Source organism: Peptoniphilus pacaensis (genome assembly GCF_900088125.1).
In the GTDB taxonomy this organism is placed as follows: domain Bacteria; phylum Bacillota; class Clostridia; order Tissierellales; family Peptoniphilaceae; genus Aedoeadaptatus; species Aedoeadaptatus pacaensis.
In genome coordinates this window covers 1,695,575-1,711,771 of the sequence record NZ_FLQT01000003.1, presented here as the reverse complement: position 1 = coordinate 1,711,771, position 16,197 = coordinate 1,695,575, and the positions used below count along the sequence as shown (strand labels likewise).

Below are 16,197 nucleotides of genomic sequence, written 5' to 3'. Positions count from 1 at the left end.
TACTCCCGAGATCTTCTCTTATGAGAAACTCGGGAGTTTTCTTTACTTACGAATAAATGGAAAGAATGCGCTTAAATTCAAATAAGTCGGTGTAGCTATTGGACCTCTTCGCTTGCTTATGCTTGAAACCCTGCCGCTTCAGCCGTAAATCACGACACAAGCCCTGCAGTTCATAAGGCGAAGGCAACTGACCGAATGTGTAAACCGGCGCGCCGCCCGGTGCCGGCTCGACGAAAAAGTCGGTAATAAAAAGATCATAAGGTGCCTTCGTAAGCTCCTCCATATCGATTCGATAGCCCTCATAAAGCTCTGCCTGAATGAAGTTCGACGTACCCTTATTGATCAATTCAACTAAGGCTTTTCCGAAGAAGGAATCGCTTTGACTAATCACCAAGGCGCGAAGTGGTTGTCGCTCATAAAATAGTTGAGACAATAAATCGGGCCACAAACCATAGAATGCGAGCGTTAGCTCCTCGATTTTGTAATCGGAAAACTCCGGAAACTCCCGAACAAAATCCGTAAAAATTCCCATGATTTCCTCATGCAATTCGGGATTGGCGAGGCTGATATAGGACAATAGATAGGTCGATCGCTTAAGAAAAAACTCCTCTTTCTTAAAATTGGCCAAACGAAAAGTAAAATAGGCCGCCAAGGATTGATACAATTCGTCTCGATCCTTTAAGTCCAAATCATATTTTTCCAGGAAACCCGGAATATGAGATTCGAAAAAGTCTTCTTTGCTTTTAATGGTCCGAAGTCGTTCGTCTAAGAGTTTCGGATCGTCAAAAAGAATGGGATTTTCCTCGGCGTAAAAAATCGATAAAACGCTCACTAAAATATCATCCAGGGAATTGTCTCCGACTTTTGAGGAAATTTCATCCCAAATGTCATTGACAACATCATCGGAGGCGAGGAGCTGTGCCTTTTCCAATAAATGGTCTCGATAGTTTTCCGTGTGGATGGAATGGCCTTGCATCAAACGGACAAACGAAACGGCGATCGAGGTTTTTACGTACATGTGCTGTGCCGGGGTAGGGGAGAAGTTCAAGAAGCGATACATGCGCTCGACAAAAGAATCTATAACTTCCTCGCAGACATAGCCCTCAAAGGGCCATTCACCCGGAAAGACCATGGTCTCCTTAAACATATTGACATAAAACTTTCTAATTTCATCTTCTTCACCGAGCAATTGGAAATCGGAGTAAGAAAATTCCAGTTCATAAGCGCTGTCGAGGAGTTCATTAAAATTTTGTGCATGCCGATAAATAGATGTTTCACTGAAACCGAGTTCGAAAGCCAACTCCGCTTTTTTGGTTTCCGGTTCAAAAAAAGAATTGACGAGAATTCTATAGAGAAGAGATTCACGGATTAGTAATTTTTTCATGCTAATTAAGCCGAAATTAGGATGAAATTGTACATAAACCATGGAGCCGTTGTAATAAAAGCGTACGTGCTCCCTGAATTTTTCCTCAATGGAAAGAATATAATTGCGAACGGTTTTTCGCGTAACGCCGATTAATGCGGCTAAATCAGCCATTTGAATCCACTTATTCCGTTCCTTATAGAGAATGGTCAAGAGCGCCATTAAATTTTTGTCTTGATTTAAAAATAACATATTGCCTCCCAAAATAGATAACGAAGACTTTCAACTATTATAACCTTTATACTCATTTTAAGCAGTAAAAGTTGTAAGAAAAAAGAAAAAACCGCCGAGCATTTTCTCGGCGGCATCAGGCTAAATATTAAAACAGGCGATAGAGACCGATCACGCGGCCCAAGATCTTTAAATCGTCGACATAAATGGGATCCATGGTACTGTTTTCCGGTTGAAGGCGGAAGCGGCGATTGGCCTCGTCGCGATAAAAAGTTTTAATGGTGGCTTCGTCTTCGATAAGAGCCAAAATAATTTCGCCCTCTCTGGCAGTAGAAGTAGGTTCGATCAAGACTTGGTCACCATCTAAAATACCGACCTCGATCATACTTTCGCCTTGAACCGTTAAAAAGAAGAGATTGCGATCATTGACGAAGTCCGTGGCCATAGGCACCGTATCAGAAATATTTTCAGATGCCAAAATAGGCAAGCCAGCGGCGACGCGCCCGAGAATGGGAATGTCCGTGGTTTTCTTTTTTGCCGAAAGAAAATCGTCGTCTTGGTGAATGACCTCGATGGCGCGGTTAATGGTGGCGCCGCGGCGAATATAATTTTTCAGCTCCAGCTTTTCTAAATTGGAGTGAACCGTCGAGGTGCTCTTAATATTGCAGCCATTACAGATTTCGCGAATAGAAGGGGGGTAACCCTTGGAGTCGATAAAGCGTTTAATATAAAAGAGAATTTCCATTTCCCGTTTTTCAAGATCTTCATACATAAATTTCAATCGCTCCTTTTCATGAAGTAAGTTTAGTATATCAGAGACGAACAAACATTTCAAACATACATTCAAAAAAGCTTGACAGGGAACAGTTGTTCAGATACAATGAGAACAAACGTACGAACGGACATTCGAATAAATGGTCTGAATCAATTGCATGGAGGTCTAAAATGAAAAAGGATAAAAGCATGCAAAAGCAAAATAATAAAAATTCGCGCCCGTCTTCCCGGGCTTTAAAAAATAGAAAGCGGCTGCGTCTGCTGCCGATCGTCATTCTTTTGCTCATGAGCATTATGGGAACGACGGTGCCACATAACCGCACTAATACTTACCAAGTGCAGGAAGAACACCTGGTACAACCCGGCGACACCCTGTGGTCCATTGCTACGAGCTACGCCGAAGAAGGCGACGACATAAGGCTCATGGTCGATCGCATGGTGGAAGCCAATCACTTAGGTGACGACTACGCTTTAAAACCCGGCGACAAAATCATGGTCGTATTAGACGAGCGGGATCTTTCGTTATAGATTTAAGAGCAGACTTTGATTTCTCGATTTTTTCTCGGAAGATAAACTCCAAATCCAAATAAATATGGAATAAAAAAAGGCGACTTCGGTCGTCTTTTTTAGTGAGATAAAAGAGAGGAAAGAGAAGGAACAACGGATCATTAAATAGATGGCCTGAAATATTTAGTCACAAAATAAAGATTTTGTGACTAAATACATCGCATTAAAGAAAGGACGAGCTGAGGTTTATGTAAAGCCTTTAAAGCGGCAATCATGTCTTCTTATGTGACCTAACAAGTTTTCTATTTTCTTATTTAAAGATCTTGAGTGCGATTCCGTAGTTTGTTTTTCAAAGTCTCTAATTTAATTTCGGAGTTTATTTTTTAAAATCTGTAAATTAATTCCGGACCTTCCCTTTAAAAGCTTTTAATGATCATCAAACAAATCTATTGTTATTATTGGCAGATTCTATTACCACATCTAATCCTTATACTTATACTTAATGCTGTCAAAGTTACTATCAATGGCCTAAAGCATGTCTCATTTAAACAATAAGGCAACTCCAATGTACATATCTGAAAAATGACGTCGTAGGATCAAAATAGCGGGCTTTTGTGGTTCAAATCATATAACTGCATGAAAGAAACAGGGAAGTTTCTTAAAAGGCGTCTAAGGCCCTTTAAGGACGTAATAGCCTAAATTATGGTATGAAGAAGGATTTATAGACATATAAAGCCGGCTTAAAGGAGTTTTTATCGAAGGACCTATGAGCAATGGTACAAAAATTTAAACCGTATGTTCGAACATACGGTTATATCATTCCTTTGACTCATTTTCTTTTTCCGCATCCTCGAGCATTTTTTCTACATCATCAATATTAGCCAATGGGTTTTGATTCATGGTGTGGCGAATGTCTTCCAGATTCACGTGGGTATAAATTTGCGTCGTGGAAATGGATTCGTGGCCAAGGATTTCTTGCAGTGATTTTAAATCTTCGTCGCCGAACTGATACATTAAGGTGGCGGCCGTGTGGCGCAATTTATGCACGGTGTATTTCCGCGTATCGAAGCCGGCATTTTTTAAATGCTTCTCCAACATATGCTGAATGGAGCGATTGCTCATGCGAGTTTTGCGCATGCTCAAAAACAGCGGCTCTTCATCTGCCAAGCCTTCGGTCTTGCGGGCAAGCAAATAGGCGTCGATGGAGCGCTCCACATTGTCGTTTAAATAGACCAAGCGCTCCTTGAAACCCTTGCCGATAATGCGCAAAGTACGATCCTTATTTAGATCCTTAACATTCAAAGAAGCGAGCTCGCTGAGCCGCAGGCCGCAGTTTAAAAAAAGCATGGCAATGGCATAGTCCCTGAGACGATAGATGTTTTTTTGTTTGAAGTTCTGAATACTTCGAAGCAGCCGGATAGACTCTTCCAGGGTTAAATAAACGGGAAGGGATTTTTCCATTTTCGGCATATCGATATTTTCCGCAGGATTTTTTTCCAGGACATCCACCTTATAAGTCAGGTAATCGAAAAATGAGCGCACGGAAGAGATCTTTCGAAATTTCGTACGGCTGTTGTTTTTCCGCTCCCGGTCTAAATAGGAAATGTAGGCGTAAATATCCGATTTTTCAATTTTTCTGAGCAAGTCGCCGTCGACGGTATCGATGTCTACCTCGTCTAGAGATTCCACGGCGAGGCCCTCTTTTCTTACGCGCATGTAGCGGAGGAATTGGCGTATATCGTAAAAATATTCTTTCACCGTGCCTTCGCTGCGGCCTCTGGCGGCGCGCATATAATTTAAGTAATCGTCCAATATATTTGCCCGAATCATGTTTCACCTCCTAACTATCATAGCAAAGAAAGCAATAAAAAACCCGCCCGTAGGCAGGTTTTTTTATTTTGCATATTCGACGGCGCGGGTTTCGCGGATCACATTGACTTTGATCTGTCCGGGGAAATCCAGCTGCGCTTCGATTTCGTTGGCTATATTTCGAGCCGTAGTCACCATGTGTGCCTCGTCGATTTCCTTGGGCTTCACGATGATGCGCAGTTCGCGGCCGGCTTGAACGGCATAGGATTTTTCAATGCCGTCGAAACCGGTGGCGATTTCTTCCAATTGTTCCAGTCGCTTAATGTAGTTTTCGATGGTTTCACGTCGTGCACCGGGTCGAGCCGCACTGATGGCGTCGGCCGCCTGTACTAAGACGGATTCCAACGAGTCGAATTCCACATCGCCGTGGTGTGCCTCGATGCCGTTAATGACGGCTTCAGGCTCCTTGTAACGCCTTGCAAGTTCCACACCTAATTCCACGTGGGGTCCTTCCACTTCGTGGTCGATGGATTTGCCCAAGTCGTGGAGCAGACCGGCGCGTCTAGCCAATTTCGAATCGATGCCGATCTCTTCAGCTAAATAGCCGGCGATTTTCGACACTTCCACGGAGTGACGCAGACAGTTTTGTCCAAAGCTGGTACGGAATTTCAGTCGACCTAAATACTTCACCAATTCCGGGTGAAGGCCGTGAACGCCGGCTTCAAAGGCAGCTTCTTCGCCGCTTTCTTTGATGATCTCATCCACTTCCTGTCTCGCCTTTTCCACCGTATCTTCGATACGAGTCGGGTGGATCCGTCCGTCAAGGACCAATTTTTCCAAAGCGACGCGGGCAATTTCCCGGCGAATGGGATTAAAGGATGAAACGACTACCGCTTCCGGCGTATCGTCGATAATCAAGTCGACGCCAGTCAAGGCTTCGATGGCGCGAATGTTTCGTCCCTCTCTGCCGATAATGCGTCCCTTCATTTCATCGTTGGGAAGATTGACCACGGATACCGTCGTCTCGGCCACTTCGTCGGCTGCAATCCGTTGAATGGCATGGACGATGACGTCTTGGGCGATCTTTTTGCTCTCATCCTTAATGTGGCGTTCGTATTCTCTGATTTTCACAGCCGATTCCTGAGTCAACTCATTTTCCAATTCGTTGAGCAGAATCTGCTTTGCTTCTTCTTTAGATAGGCCGGAGATCCGTTGAATTTCTTCGGATTTCTTTTCCACCAATTCGTCGATCAGGTCTTCTTTTTCTTGAATGCGATTTTGTTGATCGAAAATTTGGCTTTCCTTTTTTTCCAAGGTCGCACTTTTCGATTGCAGCAAATCTTCCTTCGAATTCAAACGATCTTCGTAGCGTTGAAGTTCGTTTTTCCGAGCATCGCTTTCCTGTTGGACCGTATCCCGAAGCTTGTGAATTTCCTCTTTCGCTTGGAATAAAATATCGCGTTTATTGTTTTCGGCTTCACGTTCCGCATCAATAATGATATTCTTGGCTAATTCTTCTGCACGGTTGATTTTTCCTTCAGCCAATGACTTACGTACAAAATAACCAATAGCTACTCCGAGGATTCCAATTACCAATGCCCCTAGAAAAGGTACCAAGTATGCGGGCATATGGAACACCTCCTTATTTAGTTTTCATGATTCAAATGGTATAAACCACTTGTTTATTATATCATAGTTCGAAACTTTTGTTTGATGATTTACCCTATTAATAAAATTTGCGACAAAAAGACCGCTTACGCAAGCGGTCCATTTACTATTTCATTTTCCTCAGCATCGTCGATTACTTCAGTTACCTCGCTGGTGCCGTTTCGTATGTCTACGCGAAAGGCTTTGTCGCAAATATTGGTCAGGTAATCGTTGTGCGTGACCATGATGATCTGCCTGGAAAAAAGGCGGGAACATTCCTTTAAAAATTCGCCCATGTTAAAAATGTAATCGTCGCTAATGTGTTTGCCAGGCTCGTCGAGAAAAAGAGGGCCGTCCATTTTCGGCCGATGATTTTCCAAAAATGCAATGCGAAGGGCGAGGCTGACGATATCTACCACGCCGCCGCCTCGACTTAATTCCGGCTTCGTCTTGACTTTGTAGTCGCCGTAATCGGATTCGACGAAAAATTCCGCAATGGGCAGGCCGCGCTTTTCGGAAAGGTCCACGATAAATTTCGAGCTGTTTTGCATAATATAGGCGATGGATTGAGTGACGATGTCTTCGATCTGGTGAGTCGCCTGATTTCTCGAAAAATCCGCCGCCTTTTGCAGGAGAAAAACCACGCCGTTTAGCTTCTTCTCCTCCTCTTCCACTGCTTCTATCTCGCTCTTCTTTTTTTCAATCTGCTCCTCAATCGAGTCTCGTATGCCCTCCCGTCGGTTAACTTCCTTTGAAAAATCATCGAAACGCCGGCAAACATCGTCGTAGGTCATGACCGATCCTCGGGAAGGAGTTTTTCCGCTTCATCTAACAGGCGAATGATCTCCCCTTCCATCCGCTCGATCTCTTCTTCCAAGGTGTCGGGGTCAAAGCCCAAGGCTTTGATTTTCGCGTTTAGCTCCTTCTCCTCCCTTTCCAGCTCTTCCATACGCCATTCGGCGCGCTTTCTTGTGTCCTTAGCCTGCTCATAGCGTTGATTCAGATCGCTGATCCGTTGTTCTAAGTTCATCTAATCCTCCAAACTGTGCTTAATGGCGTGAAGCGCCTCGTAGTCGATGGTCTGCTTGCACAAGGGGCAAGTGCCGGCGTGGGAGAGACATTCCAGGTAAGCATTCATTGCCTGTCGGTCGCCCTCGATCAACTTTTTCAATTCGACAGCCTTTTTATTTTTCTCATCCCTTAAACGTCTTTGGTCGTTTTTTAATGCTTCAACGGAACGCTCTTTCACCATTATTTCACTAATTTCAGCGTTTAGTTCGGCCAACCGATCCAGTTGATCGAATCGAGAGAGAAACAGTTTCCCCTTCTCCATTCGAAGCTTTAGTTCTTTGAAGGCTTCCAGAGTACGGCTGTAATCGCAAAAAGCGGCGTATTTCTTCCGGAGATCCATGGCCTCCACGTCAAAAACACCTTTCGTTTCCTGCAACATGACTTCATTAGCTTTCTCTGCCTCACAAATGGATTTCATGCGATTAAATTCGGGCAAGATACCGTCGTATGTAGCCTTGACTGCCGACAATTGCGTCAGATTTGTTTCCAGGAGATCGACATTTTCGTAGAGAGAGAGTTGGTATTTCGTCTCTTTTCGCGCCTGCTGATTTTGCATAAACAGATCGAAAAGCAGACGTTCACTTCGATAATCATCGACATTTCGCCGCAAGTGCACCAGCTTGTCTTGAAGTAGATCCAATACGGCGTAGCGAGATAACAGGTCATTGGTTAGGACGCGTTCTTTTTTAATTTCCTTCAGTGCTTCGGCGCAAGTTTTGGCCGTCTCCGTTTTTTCCTTTAGATCCGATACAGAGGACAGGATGTTCTTAATTTTTTCACGTAAAACAATTTGATCATCTAAGTCGGAAAAAGCCTTCAGGGACTCTTCCGTTTCCTCGAGATCTTTTTCCATCAATTCCCGGTGAATAGAGATCTGTTTTTTATCCCGCAAGGTATCGCGCATGGTCTCGTCTAAAAGATCGACGCCCACCATGCGGCCGATGGCCTGGGCCTTATAGGCGTCGGTTTCCTGAAGCAGAAAGGGACCGTCCAGTTGGTCGGCAAAGTTTAAAGGCAAGGACTTCTTGTCGTCCAGCATGATTTTTTTGATGCCGGTGGCCTCTTCGATTTCTGCCGGCACATTCTTTCCGAAGCCTTCGAAAACGAGCTCCTTTTCGTCCGGGCGACGCAAAATATATTGATTCTTCGAACGGCTGCGACGCCGCTCCACCTCTACGTTGTTTTGAAAGCGTACGGTGACCGATACCTCCGACTCCCCTTCCCGAACGAATTCCACGCCGGAAGGATCGTTAAACATATTCCAGCGCAGGGCGCGCATAATGGCTGTCTTGCCGCTGTCGGAAGGGCCTACGATGACGTTGACGCCGCGGGAGAGGCAAAGTTCGGAGTAGACATGGGATTGAAAATTGACGAGAATAATTTTTTCGATAAAATTCAAATGCCGCTCCTCCTCTCCTGTACTTGGGCGATGCGTGCCATGGCTTCTTCTTTGATGGCCGGATCCAGTTTTTCGTTGGCGGAAATATCGGCGAGCAGGTCAAAGAAATTAATGCGGTCGTAATTTCCCGTGCGATCGATGGATTCCTTAAACTCGGCCAACTCCCTGCGCTTAAATTTGTGCATCTCGATTTCCGTTCGGTCTAAAATTTCCGATCCTGGTCGTGCGGATTTTAAATAACGCTCCGTAATGGTGGCACTGTTTTTCTTCACGTCGATAAGTAAAACTTTCGGGCGCCGCTTAAGCTCCGTCATGGAATTTGAAATTCGAACAACGGCGCCGGGATTGGCGAAGACCTTTCCCTCTACCTCTGTCGTCGGGAAACCGTCGTGTAAATGGCCGGACAGAGTCAGATCCGCCTTGGTGTCTAAAATATCGTCGATCAGAGTGTTTGCAAATATGGCCTTTACATCGCCGGTCATCAGGAAGCCGTGGACCAAATGAATGGCGTAATCCGCCAAAGGGTCTCGCTCCTCGACGATATAGAGGGCGCGATTCTCCTCCCTGTCGATCCCGTAAATATAGGGAGAACCGCTTAATTGAACCACGGTCTCTTCGTCCTTTAAAAGAAAGCGCTGATTGTTGATCAGGTGAATAATCCCCAAGGTATCCAAAAGGCCCATCATGGTCCTGGGCAGGGTGATGGGATTGTGCCCGTAAATATCGTGATTGCCGCTAATGGCATAAATCGGCGCCGTGAAAGATTTTAAAATCGGAATGATTTCGTTCATAACCGAAATCGATACGTCGGGTCGATCGAAAAGATCGCCGCCATGTAAAATGGCGTGGACTTTTTCTTCGGCAGCGATGGATTGAATCTCCTGTAATTTAATTTTGACCGTATGGAAAAACGAATCCGTTCTGGATTTCGGATTCGTTCCTCGAATGTGACTATCTGTGAAGTACAGGAATTTCAAATTTTATTCCTCCTCGGAGGGCACGCCTTCGCTGCTTTCCTTGTGCTCGCCCATGTGGTAGTGGATGCGCACTTTTTCGTCGATGTCCTTTAATAAATCGGGATTTTCCAGCAAATAGGCCTTGGAATTTTCACGTCCTTGACCGAGTTTTGCATCGCCGTAGCTGAACCAGGAGCCGGATTTTTCAATAATGCCCGCTTCCACGGCGGCATCCAAGACGGAGCCTACCTTTGAAATACCCGTGCCGTACATAATATCGAATTCGGCTTTCTTGAAGGGCGGCGCCACTTTGTTCTTAACGACTTTCACGCGTACGCGGTTGCCGATAATTTCGTCGCCCTTCTTTAAGCTGTCGATGCGGCGAATGTCCATGCGCACGGAGGTAAAGAATTTAAGGGCGCGGCCGCCGGTGGTGGTTTCCGGATTGCCGAACATGACGCCGATTTTTTCACGCAGTTGATTTATGAAAATGACGGAGGCCTTGGATTTGCTGATGGCGCCGGTAAGCTTTCTCAAGCCTTGGCTCATGAGACGGGCCTGAAGACCCATATGGCTGTCGCCCATTTCCCCTTCGATTTCCGCTTTCGGAACCAGTGCCGCCACAGAGTCCACGACGATTAAATCCACGGCGTTGCTGCGAACCAGGCTTTCCGTGATTTCAAGGGCCTGTTCTCCCGTATCCGGTTGAGAGATGATTAAATTTTCCGTGTCCACGCCCAAGTTTTTGCTGTACTGAGGATCCAAAGCGTGTTCCGCGTCGATAAAGGCCGCCGTGCCGCCGAGCTTTTGTGCTTCGGCAATCATGTGTAGGGCAAGCGTCGTCTTCCCGGAAGATTCGGGACCGTAAATTTCAATGATCCGTCCCCTGGGAATGCCACCGATCCCCAGCGCCACGTCCAAACTTAAGGAGCCTGTGGGAATCGATTCGATATTTAAATTGGCGTTTTCGCCGAGACGCATAATGGCGCCTTTGCCGTATTCCTTTTCGATTTTAGCGATGGCATCGTCTAAAGCTCTTTTTCTACTTTCGTCCATGTCCCTCTCCTAACTCATGTAATAAAATCCGCGCCAAAATGTATTTCGAACTGCGATATTGAACGGTGGTTCGATCTCCTTTGAACATTCGGCTTTCCCGCAACACTTCTTCTCCGTCTTTTCGTATGGAATAGATCACCGTGCCGACTTCTTTTCTCGTGGCCGATTCGGGCCCCGCTTCACCGGTGGTGGCGATACAGTAACGGCTTTTCGTTTTTTCGTAAAGACCGCGGCTCATTTCAGTGGCCACGGCTTCCGATACGACGGTATCTTTTGCAATGGTTTCCGGACTCACGGCCAATAGCTTTTCCTTCACCGCATCGCTATAAGTGATATAGCTTTCGTGGAGCACATTGCTCGCCCCCGCTACCGACGTGATCATATGGGCCATCTGTCCCCCGGTCACCGACTCGGCGAAGCTGATGGTCATCTTCTCACGCGTGAGGCAATCCACCAATGTTTCGAAGACGTCTTTCTCGCCGTCGCCATAGATGAACTCGGCAAAGAGCTCCCGTAGGGCGCGAATAGCCTCGGTGTGTTCCTTTTCGATTTCTGCAGCCTCCGCCTCGTCTTCGGCGTGGGCAATGACCTTGATTTCAACTTCGCCGCTCTTGGCAAAGGTGTTGATCTCCACACGCTCCGTTTCGATTTGCGCTGCTCTGAACATGGATTCACACTTCGATTCGCCGATATTCACCAGGCGCAGCGAAGTGATGAAGTTTTTTCCGTGAACGGGCTTCAGGTAATTAGCCACAATATCGTCCGCCATGGGTTCAAATTCCCGAGGCGGCCCCGGCAGCATGAAGAATTGCTTGCCCTCGTAGTTCAGCATACAGCCCGGCGCCGTTCCCTTTGCATTGGGAATGACCACGGCGCCTTCGGGAAATTCCGCCTGCCGCTTGTTGTTTTCCGTAATGTTTTTTGAAAAACTCATGGATACATTGCGAATGTAATCCCACTGTTCTTCATCGAAAATAAGCTCCAAGTCCAGGGCATGGGCCAAGGCCTGCTTCGTCATATCGTCCTGAGTGGGTCCTAAACCGCCGCAGAGAAAAATAACGTCGGAGCGGGTCAGGGCGATGTCTATGGCATCCCGAATGGCTTCGTACTTGTCCCTTACCGAAGCGTGGTAGAAGACATCGTAGCCCACGTCGGTGAGCTTTCGGGATAAATAGGGCCCGTTGGTATTTAATATGGATCCGATGAGAATTTCGGTCCCTACAGTAATGATCTCAGCTTTCATAGACGCTCCTAAATATTTTCCAAATCCAAGACGCCCTTGTTCTTAATCAGGTAATCCGCGCCGCTTAAAACCGTGAGCACGACGGCAATGTAAAAAAGAACGATGCCGAGAGATTGCGGTACGGGCGGTGCAAACAACAAGGCGATCAGGGACAGAAGCTGCGTAATGGTTTTAATTTTTCCAAAGGGGCTTGCGGCAATGGTTATATTGTCCGAAGCCGCCAAAATTCGAAAGCCTGTAATGGCCAGCTCACGTGCCACGATAATAATAACGCCCCACGCCGGGATGACTCCCTCTTCCACGAGCATAATAAATGCCGAAATCGTAAGGACTTTATCGGCCAGGGGATCGAGAAATTTTCCGAAGGTGGTCACCAATTGGTACTTTCTCGCCAAATGACCGTCGAGAAAGTCGGTAAAAGCGGCCACACAAAAAACCAAAGAGGCGGCAAGTCTGGTACCGGGGGTCTTCATCAAGAATAAGACGACAAAGACGGGTACCAAAATCAAGCGCATAATCGTAAGTTTATTTGCAATGTTCAATGTAATCACCACCTAAATCATAAGCCGTGGATTCAGTAATTTCAACTTTAATAAAATCGCCGACGGATAAATTTTTGTCTGTATAAATCACAATCTCGCCGTCGATATCCGGTGCATCTAAATAGGAGCGGCCCAAGGCACCCTCTTCCGTGAGCTCCGTGATCAAGACGTCCAAGACCCGTCCCACATGCTTTTCCATGAGAGCTTCCGACACACCCATTTGCAACGCCATAAAGGCGTCGACACGCTGTTCCTTTACGGCATCATCCACCTGATCTTCCATGGTTGCGGCAGGCGTGCCCTCTTCACGGGAGTAGGCAAAGGCGCCGGCTCGATCCAGAGGATATGCTTCCAGAAAATCCAGGACTTCCTGAAAATCCTCGTCGGTTTCTCCGGGGAAGCCCAGCAAAAAGGTGGAGCGAATGGCGATATCCGGCATGGCACTTCGCAGTCGCGTGATCAAGTTTTCGATGGCGCGGCGATCGGTTTTTCGATTCATGCGCTTTAAGACGGGATCGGCGACGTGTTGAATGGGAATGTCGATATAGGGAAGAATTTTCGGATTATCTTTCATTTCCTCGATTAAGGCGTCGTCGAAATGATCCGGGTAGGCGTAAAGGATACGCACCCAGCGCAATTCGTCGATGGATCTGAGAGCCTTTAAGAGATCGACAAGGGCGTAGCGGCCGTATAAATCGATGCCGTAGTCCGTGGTGTTTTGCCCGATAAGTATGACTTCTCGGGTGCCGTTCTCTACCAGGTGGCGAATTTCATCGACGATGTGCTCCATGGATCTGCTGCGATTATTGCCTTTTAGGTAGGGAATAATACAGTAACTGCAACGATTGTTGCACCCTTCCGAAATTTTAACGTATTCGGTGACGGAAACCTCTTCACGTCTGGCATCTTCCAGATAATTATTTTCTAAAGAAGACGCGTAAATGGGCTTTTCGTGATTTTCCGCTTCCACGATTGCTTCGTTAATGGAGCGAATATGGCCCGGCCCCAAAATACCGTCGGCTTCGGGTATGGCTTCCAGTAATTCTTCCGGATAGCGTTGGGCGAGACAGCCTGCCAAGAGCAGGGTCTCCAGTTTGCCGATTTCTTTTAATTTAGCCAAGTCCAAGATGGTGTCGATGGACTCTTCTTTCGCCGCGTCGATAAAACCGCAGGTGTTGACGACGATGACTTCGGCCTCCTCTACCTGATCCGTAAATGCAAAGCGGGATTCGTCTAAGACGCCCCGCATTTGGCCCGAGTCGATGTCGTTTTTAGAACAACCCAGGGTGACGATGGACACATGTTTCATATATTCTCCTGATTTTCTTTCAGTTCTTCGATTTGTTCTTTTGTCATAAGCAGTTTTCGCGGTTTCGTGCCTTCGTGAGGCCCGATGATCCCCATCTCTTCGATTTGGTCCACGATGCGCGCCGCACGGGCATATCCCACCTTCAGCTTGCGCTGTATAAAGGATATGGAGGCTTGCTCTTGAGTCAGGACGATATCCACGGCATCGTAAAGCAGTGGATCTTCATCGGCCACGGCCTTTTGAACCTTCTTCTCCATGGTGTCCAGGGCCTCTTCGTCGTAGTCCGTGGACTCCGTGTGATGCTTCACGTAATTTAATACATCTTCCACTTCCTTATCCGACACAAAGGCGCCCTGCAAGCGCTTGGGCTTCGGGAAACTCGAGGGATAAAAGAGCATATCCCCTTTACCCAGAAGTTTTTCTGCGCCGGACATGTCCAGAATCGTGCGGGAATCGATGGAGGAAGATACGGAGAAGGCGATGCGGGATGGAATGTTCGCCTTTATCGTACCGGTAATGACGTCCACAGATGGGCGTTGGGTGGCGAGGATCAAGTGGATTCCCGCCGCTCTCGCCATTTGAGCGAGGCGGGGAATGTAATCTTCCACTTCTTTTGCCGCCACCATCATTAAATCGCTTAACTCGTCTACGACAATGACGATTTTCGGCATGGTGCTTTCGCCGCTGAGCTTCATCTTTTCGTTATAGCCGGACACGTCGCGCACGCCGGTTTCCGCAAAGGCCTTGTAGCGCTTTTCCATTTCGTCCACGGCCCAGGCCAAGGCGAAAGCCGCCTTCTTAGGATCCGTCACTACCGGGATAAGCAAGTGCGGAATGCCGTTGTAAATCCCAAGTTCCACCACTTTCGGGTCGATAAGGATTAAGCGCACGTCTTCAGGCGCTGATTTGTATAGAATGCCCATTAAGATCGAGTTGATGCACACGGATTTTCCCGATCCCGTAGCACCGGCAATTAACAGGTGGGGCATTTTGTCGATGGATGAAACGATGGCATTGCCGCTAATGTCCTTGCCTAAGGTCAAAGGCACGTTTGAATCCAGGGAGTCGAAGGCGTCGCTTTCGATAATTTCTCTGAGATTGACGCTGTCCTTCACCTTATTGGGCACTTCGATGCCGATGGCGCTCTTGCCGGGAATCGGCGCTTCGATACGGATACCCGGGCTCGCCAAAGAAAGGCTGAGATTGTCGTGAAGGGACACGATTTTTGAAATCTTCACGCCGGGGGACGGTTCCAATTCGTACGAGGTAATGGTGGGGCCTCGATTAATGGCCCGCACGCGACAATCCACGTTGAAATTGTCCATGACTTCCTGAATAATGGCGGCGTTTTGTCGAATGCCTTCGTCGCTCAATGTGGATCCGCCGGAAGGCTTTTTCAAAAGTTTTAACGGCGGGAAGTGATAGACGGACTCTTGGACTTCCGTATTGACATCCTTAGCAAAGGCGGCTTTTTCCGTTTCCTTTAAGGTCTCCGTCCGCTTCGGCTTTTCTTCCGCTGCCGGACGGTAGTCGCGAATTTCGACGGCCTCCGCTGCCGGCTCAGTACTTTCTTTTTTACCCGACGCACCGAATACGTCGAAGCCGGAAGTAAGAGGCGTCTTGTTCTCTTTCTTTGTGGAAGGCGATGCACTCTTTTTCTTCTTTGCCGCAGGCTTTTCCTTCTCTTTCGCTTTTTCGTTTTTCTTCTCTTTTTGTTCGCGGAAGAAGCTGCTTATCTTCTCCTTTACCAATGCCTTTCGCTCTTTCGACGGCAAGAGATAAAGCAATAGAGACGCGATTAAAATCATCAACGTCCAACTTCCTACGATGCCGAGAAGGCCGACGAGGAGTCGTGAGAAGTTTTCGCCGATAAATCCCGGGTCCGTATACGGCCCTCGCTGATTTAAGCGGCTGTTCCACGTCATAACGGGGCCCGTGGGATCATAGGTATAGAGCATGCCCATAAGGAAGGCCAAAATACCCAGGCCTAGTACTTTTACTTTTATCTTTACATCCCAGTCCGTAATAAAGAACAGGCCGATGATGAAAAGAAGAGCGCAAAAAAGCGGGCCGACCTTTCCAAAGAGAACGCCGATGGCCGATGACACGAAGTCGCCAAAGACACCCATCTGTTTGCTGAAAAGGCTCAACATGGAAAGGATGGCCAGAATAATGATGAGGCCACCGATCATATAAGCTTTTTGTTGGCTCTGAGCGGTAGTCTTTTTTTTCGTCGATTTTCTTTTTCTAGACAAGGGAATCCTCATTTCGTCAAATGTATGTTCGGATA

At 47.0% G+C, this 16,197-nt stretch carries 14 protein-coding genes; 1 reads left to right on the top strand and 13 read right to left on the bottom strand.

Going from position 1 to position 16,197, the window contains the following annotated elements; genetic code table 11:
• Positions 1-46: 46 nt before the first annotated feature.
• Together BN7444_RS08265 and lexA are read right to left on the bottom strand one after the other, a co-directional pair.
• Positions 47-1,615: a helix-turn-helix domain-containing protein gene (locus BN7444_RS08265; RefSeq protein ID WP_068458106.1), complete on the bottom strand. Its 1,569-nt coding sequence runs from the start codon at positions 1,613-1,615 to the stop codon at positions 47-49.
• Positions 1,616-1,742: 127 nt separating this feature from the next.
• On the bottom strand, positions 1,743-2,366 hold the full coding sequence (lexA, locus tag BN7444_RS08260) for a transcriptional repressor LexA (RefSeq protein WP_068458105.1): 624 nt from the start codon (positions 2,364-2,366) through the stop codon (positions 1,743-1,745).
• Between the two features lie 173 nt (positions 2,367-2,539).
• Between lexA and BN7444_RS08255 the strand changes: the two genes are divergently transcribed.
• Positions 2,540-2,896, top strand: a complete 357-nt coding sequence (locus BN7444_RS08255) for a LysM peptidoglycan-binding domain-containing protein (RefSeq protein ID WP_068458103.1) — start codon at positions 2,540-2,542, stop codon at positions 2,894-2,896.
• 795 nt (positions 2,897-3,691) lie between these two features.
• On the opposite strand, the gene BN7444_RS08250 is transcribed toward BN7444_RS08255, so the two are convergent.
• From BN7444_RS08250 to BN7444_RS08200, 11 genes are all read right to left on the bottom strand, one after another.
• Entirely contained in the window at positions 3,692-4,705 is a 1,014-nt protein-coding gene (locus tag BN7444_RS08250; RefSeq protein WP_068458101.1) for a tyrosine recombinase XerC, read from the bottom strand.
• Positions 4,706-4,768: 63 nt separating this feature from the next.
• Complete coding sequence (rny, locus tag BN7444_RS08245) at positions 4,769-6,313, bottom strand: ribonuclease Y (protein WP_068458100.1); 1,545 nt, start codon at positions 6,311-6,313, stop codon at positions 4,769-4,771.
• A gap of 125 nt (positions 6,314-6,438) precedes the next feature.
• Positions 6,439-7,125 (bottom strand): OLD family protein, encoded by a 687-nt coding sequence (locus BN7444_RS08240; RefSeq protein WP_068458098.1) that lies wholly within the window; start codon positions 7,123-7,125, stop codon positions 6,439-6,441.
• Positions 7,122-7,361, bottom strand: a complete 240-nt coding sequence (locus tag BN7444_RS08235) for a hypothetical protein (protein WP_068458096.1) — start codon at positions 7,359-7,361, stop codon at positions 7,122-7,124. The genes BN7444_RS08240 and BN7444_RS08235 overlap by 4 nt, the downstream gene beginning before the upstream one ends.
• Positions 7,362-8,801 carry an AAA family ATPase gene (locus tag BN7444_RS08230; RefSeq protein ID WP_068458094.1) on the bottom strand — a complete coding sequence of 480 codons (1,440 nt, stop codon included), beginning with the start codon at positions 8,799-8,801 and terminating at the stop codon, positions 7,362-7,364.
• Complete coding sequence (locus BN7444_RS08225; protein WP_068458092.1) at positions 8,798-9,778, bottom strand: metallophosphoesterase family protein; 981 nt, start codon at positions 9,776-9,778, stop codon at positions 8,798-8,800. Before BN7444_RS08225 ends, BN7444_RS08230 begins: the two co-directional genes overlap by 4 nt.
• A 3-nt stretch (positions 9,779-9,781) precedes the next feature.
• Positions 9,782-10,813, bottom strand: coding sequence for a recombinase RecA (gene recA / locus BN7444_RS08220; protein ID WP_068458091.1), 1,032 nt, complete (start codon positions 10,811-10,813; stop codon positions 9,782-9,784).
• Positions 10,800-12,056 (bottom strand): competence/damage-inducible protein A, encoded by a 1,257-nt coding sequence (locus BN7444_RS08215; RefSeq protein WP_068458090.1) that lies wholly within the window; start codon positions 12,054-12,056, stop codon positions 10,800-10,802. The genes recA and BN7444_RS08215 overlap by 14 nt, the downstream gene beginning before the upstream one ends.
• Positions 12,057-12,064: 8 nt before the next feature.
• Positions 12,065-12,598 carry a CDP-diacylglycerol--glycerol-3-phosphate 3-phosphatidyltransferase gene (pgsA, locus tag BN7444_RS08210; protein ID WP_068458087.1) on the bottom strand — a complete coding sequence of 178 codons (534 nt, stop codon included), beginning with the start codon at positions 12,596-12,598 and terminating at the stop codon, positions 12,065-12,067.
• The gene (gene rimO, locus BN7444_RS08205) at positions 12,582-13,907 is read right to left on the bottom strand and encodes a 30S ribosomal protein S12 methylthiotransferase RimO (protein ID WP_068458085.1); all 1,326 of its coding nucleotides are present in this window, start codon (positions 13,905-13,907) and stop codon (positions 12,582-12,584) included. The genes pgsA and rimO overlap by 17 nt, the downstream gene beginning before the upstream one ends.
• A complete protein-coding gene (locus BN7444_RS08200) occupies positions 13,904-16,162 on the bottom strand; it encodes an FtsK/SpoIIIE family DNA translocase (protein WP_245654212.1) in 2,259 nt (752 codons plus the stop codon). Before BN7444_RS08200 ends, rimO begins: the two co-directional genes overlap by 4 nt.
• Between the last annotated feature and the right edge of the window lie 35 nt (positions 16,163-16,197).

Coding starts and splice junctions, on each gene's coding strand:
- recA (WP_068458091.1), bottom strand. CDS start 10,813: ATGGACGAAAGTAGAAAAAGAGCTTTAGACGATGCCATCGCTAAAATC.
- rimO (WP_068458085.1), bottom strand. CDS start 13,907: ATGAAACATGTGTCCATCGTCACCCTGGGTTGTTCTAAAAACGACATC.
- BN7444_RS08235 (WP_068458096.1), bottom strand. CDS start 7,361: ATGAACTTAGAACAACGGATCAGCGATCTGAATCAACGCTATGAGCAG.
- BN7444_RS08255 (WP_068458103.1), top strand. CDS start 2,540: ATGAAAAAGGATAAAAGCATGCAAAAGCAAAATAATAAAAATTCGCGC.
- BN7444_RS08240 (WP_068458098.1), bottom strand. CDS start 7,125: ATGACCTACGACGATGTTTGCCGGCGTTTCGATGATTTTTCAAAGGAA.
- BN7444_RS08215 (WP_068458090.1), bottom strand. CDS start 12,056: ATGAAAGCTGAGATCATTACTGTAGGGACCGAAATTCTCATCGGATCC.
- BN7444_RS08250 (WP_068458101.1), bottom strand. CDS start 4,705: ATGATTCGGGCAAATATATTGGACGATTACTTAAATTATATGCGCGCC.
- BN7444_RS08265 (WP_068458106.1), bottom strand. CDS start 1,615: ATGTTATTTTTAAATCAAGACAAAAATTTAATGGCGCTCTTGACCATT.
- rny (WP_068458100.1), bottom strand. CDS start 6,313: ATGCCCGCATACTTGGTACCTTTTCTAGGGGCATTGGTAATTGGAATC.
- lexA (WP_068458105.1), bottom strand. CDS start 2,366: ATGTATGAAGATCTTGAAAAACGGGAAATGGAAATTCTCTTTTATATT.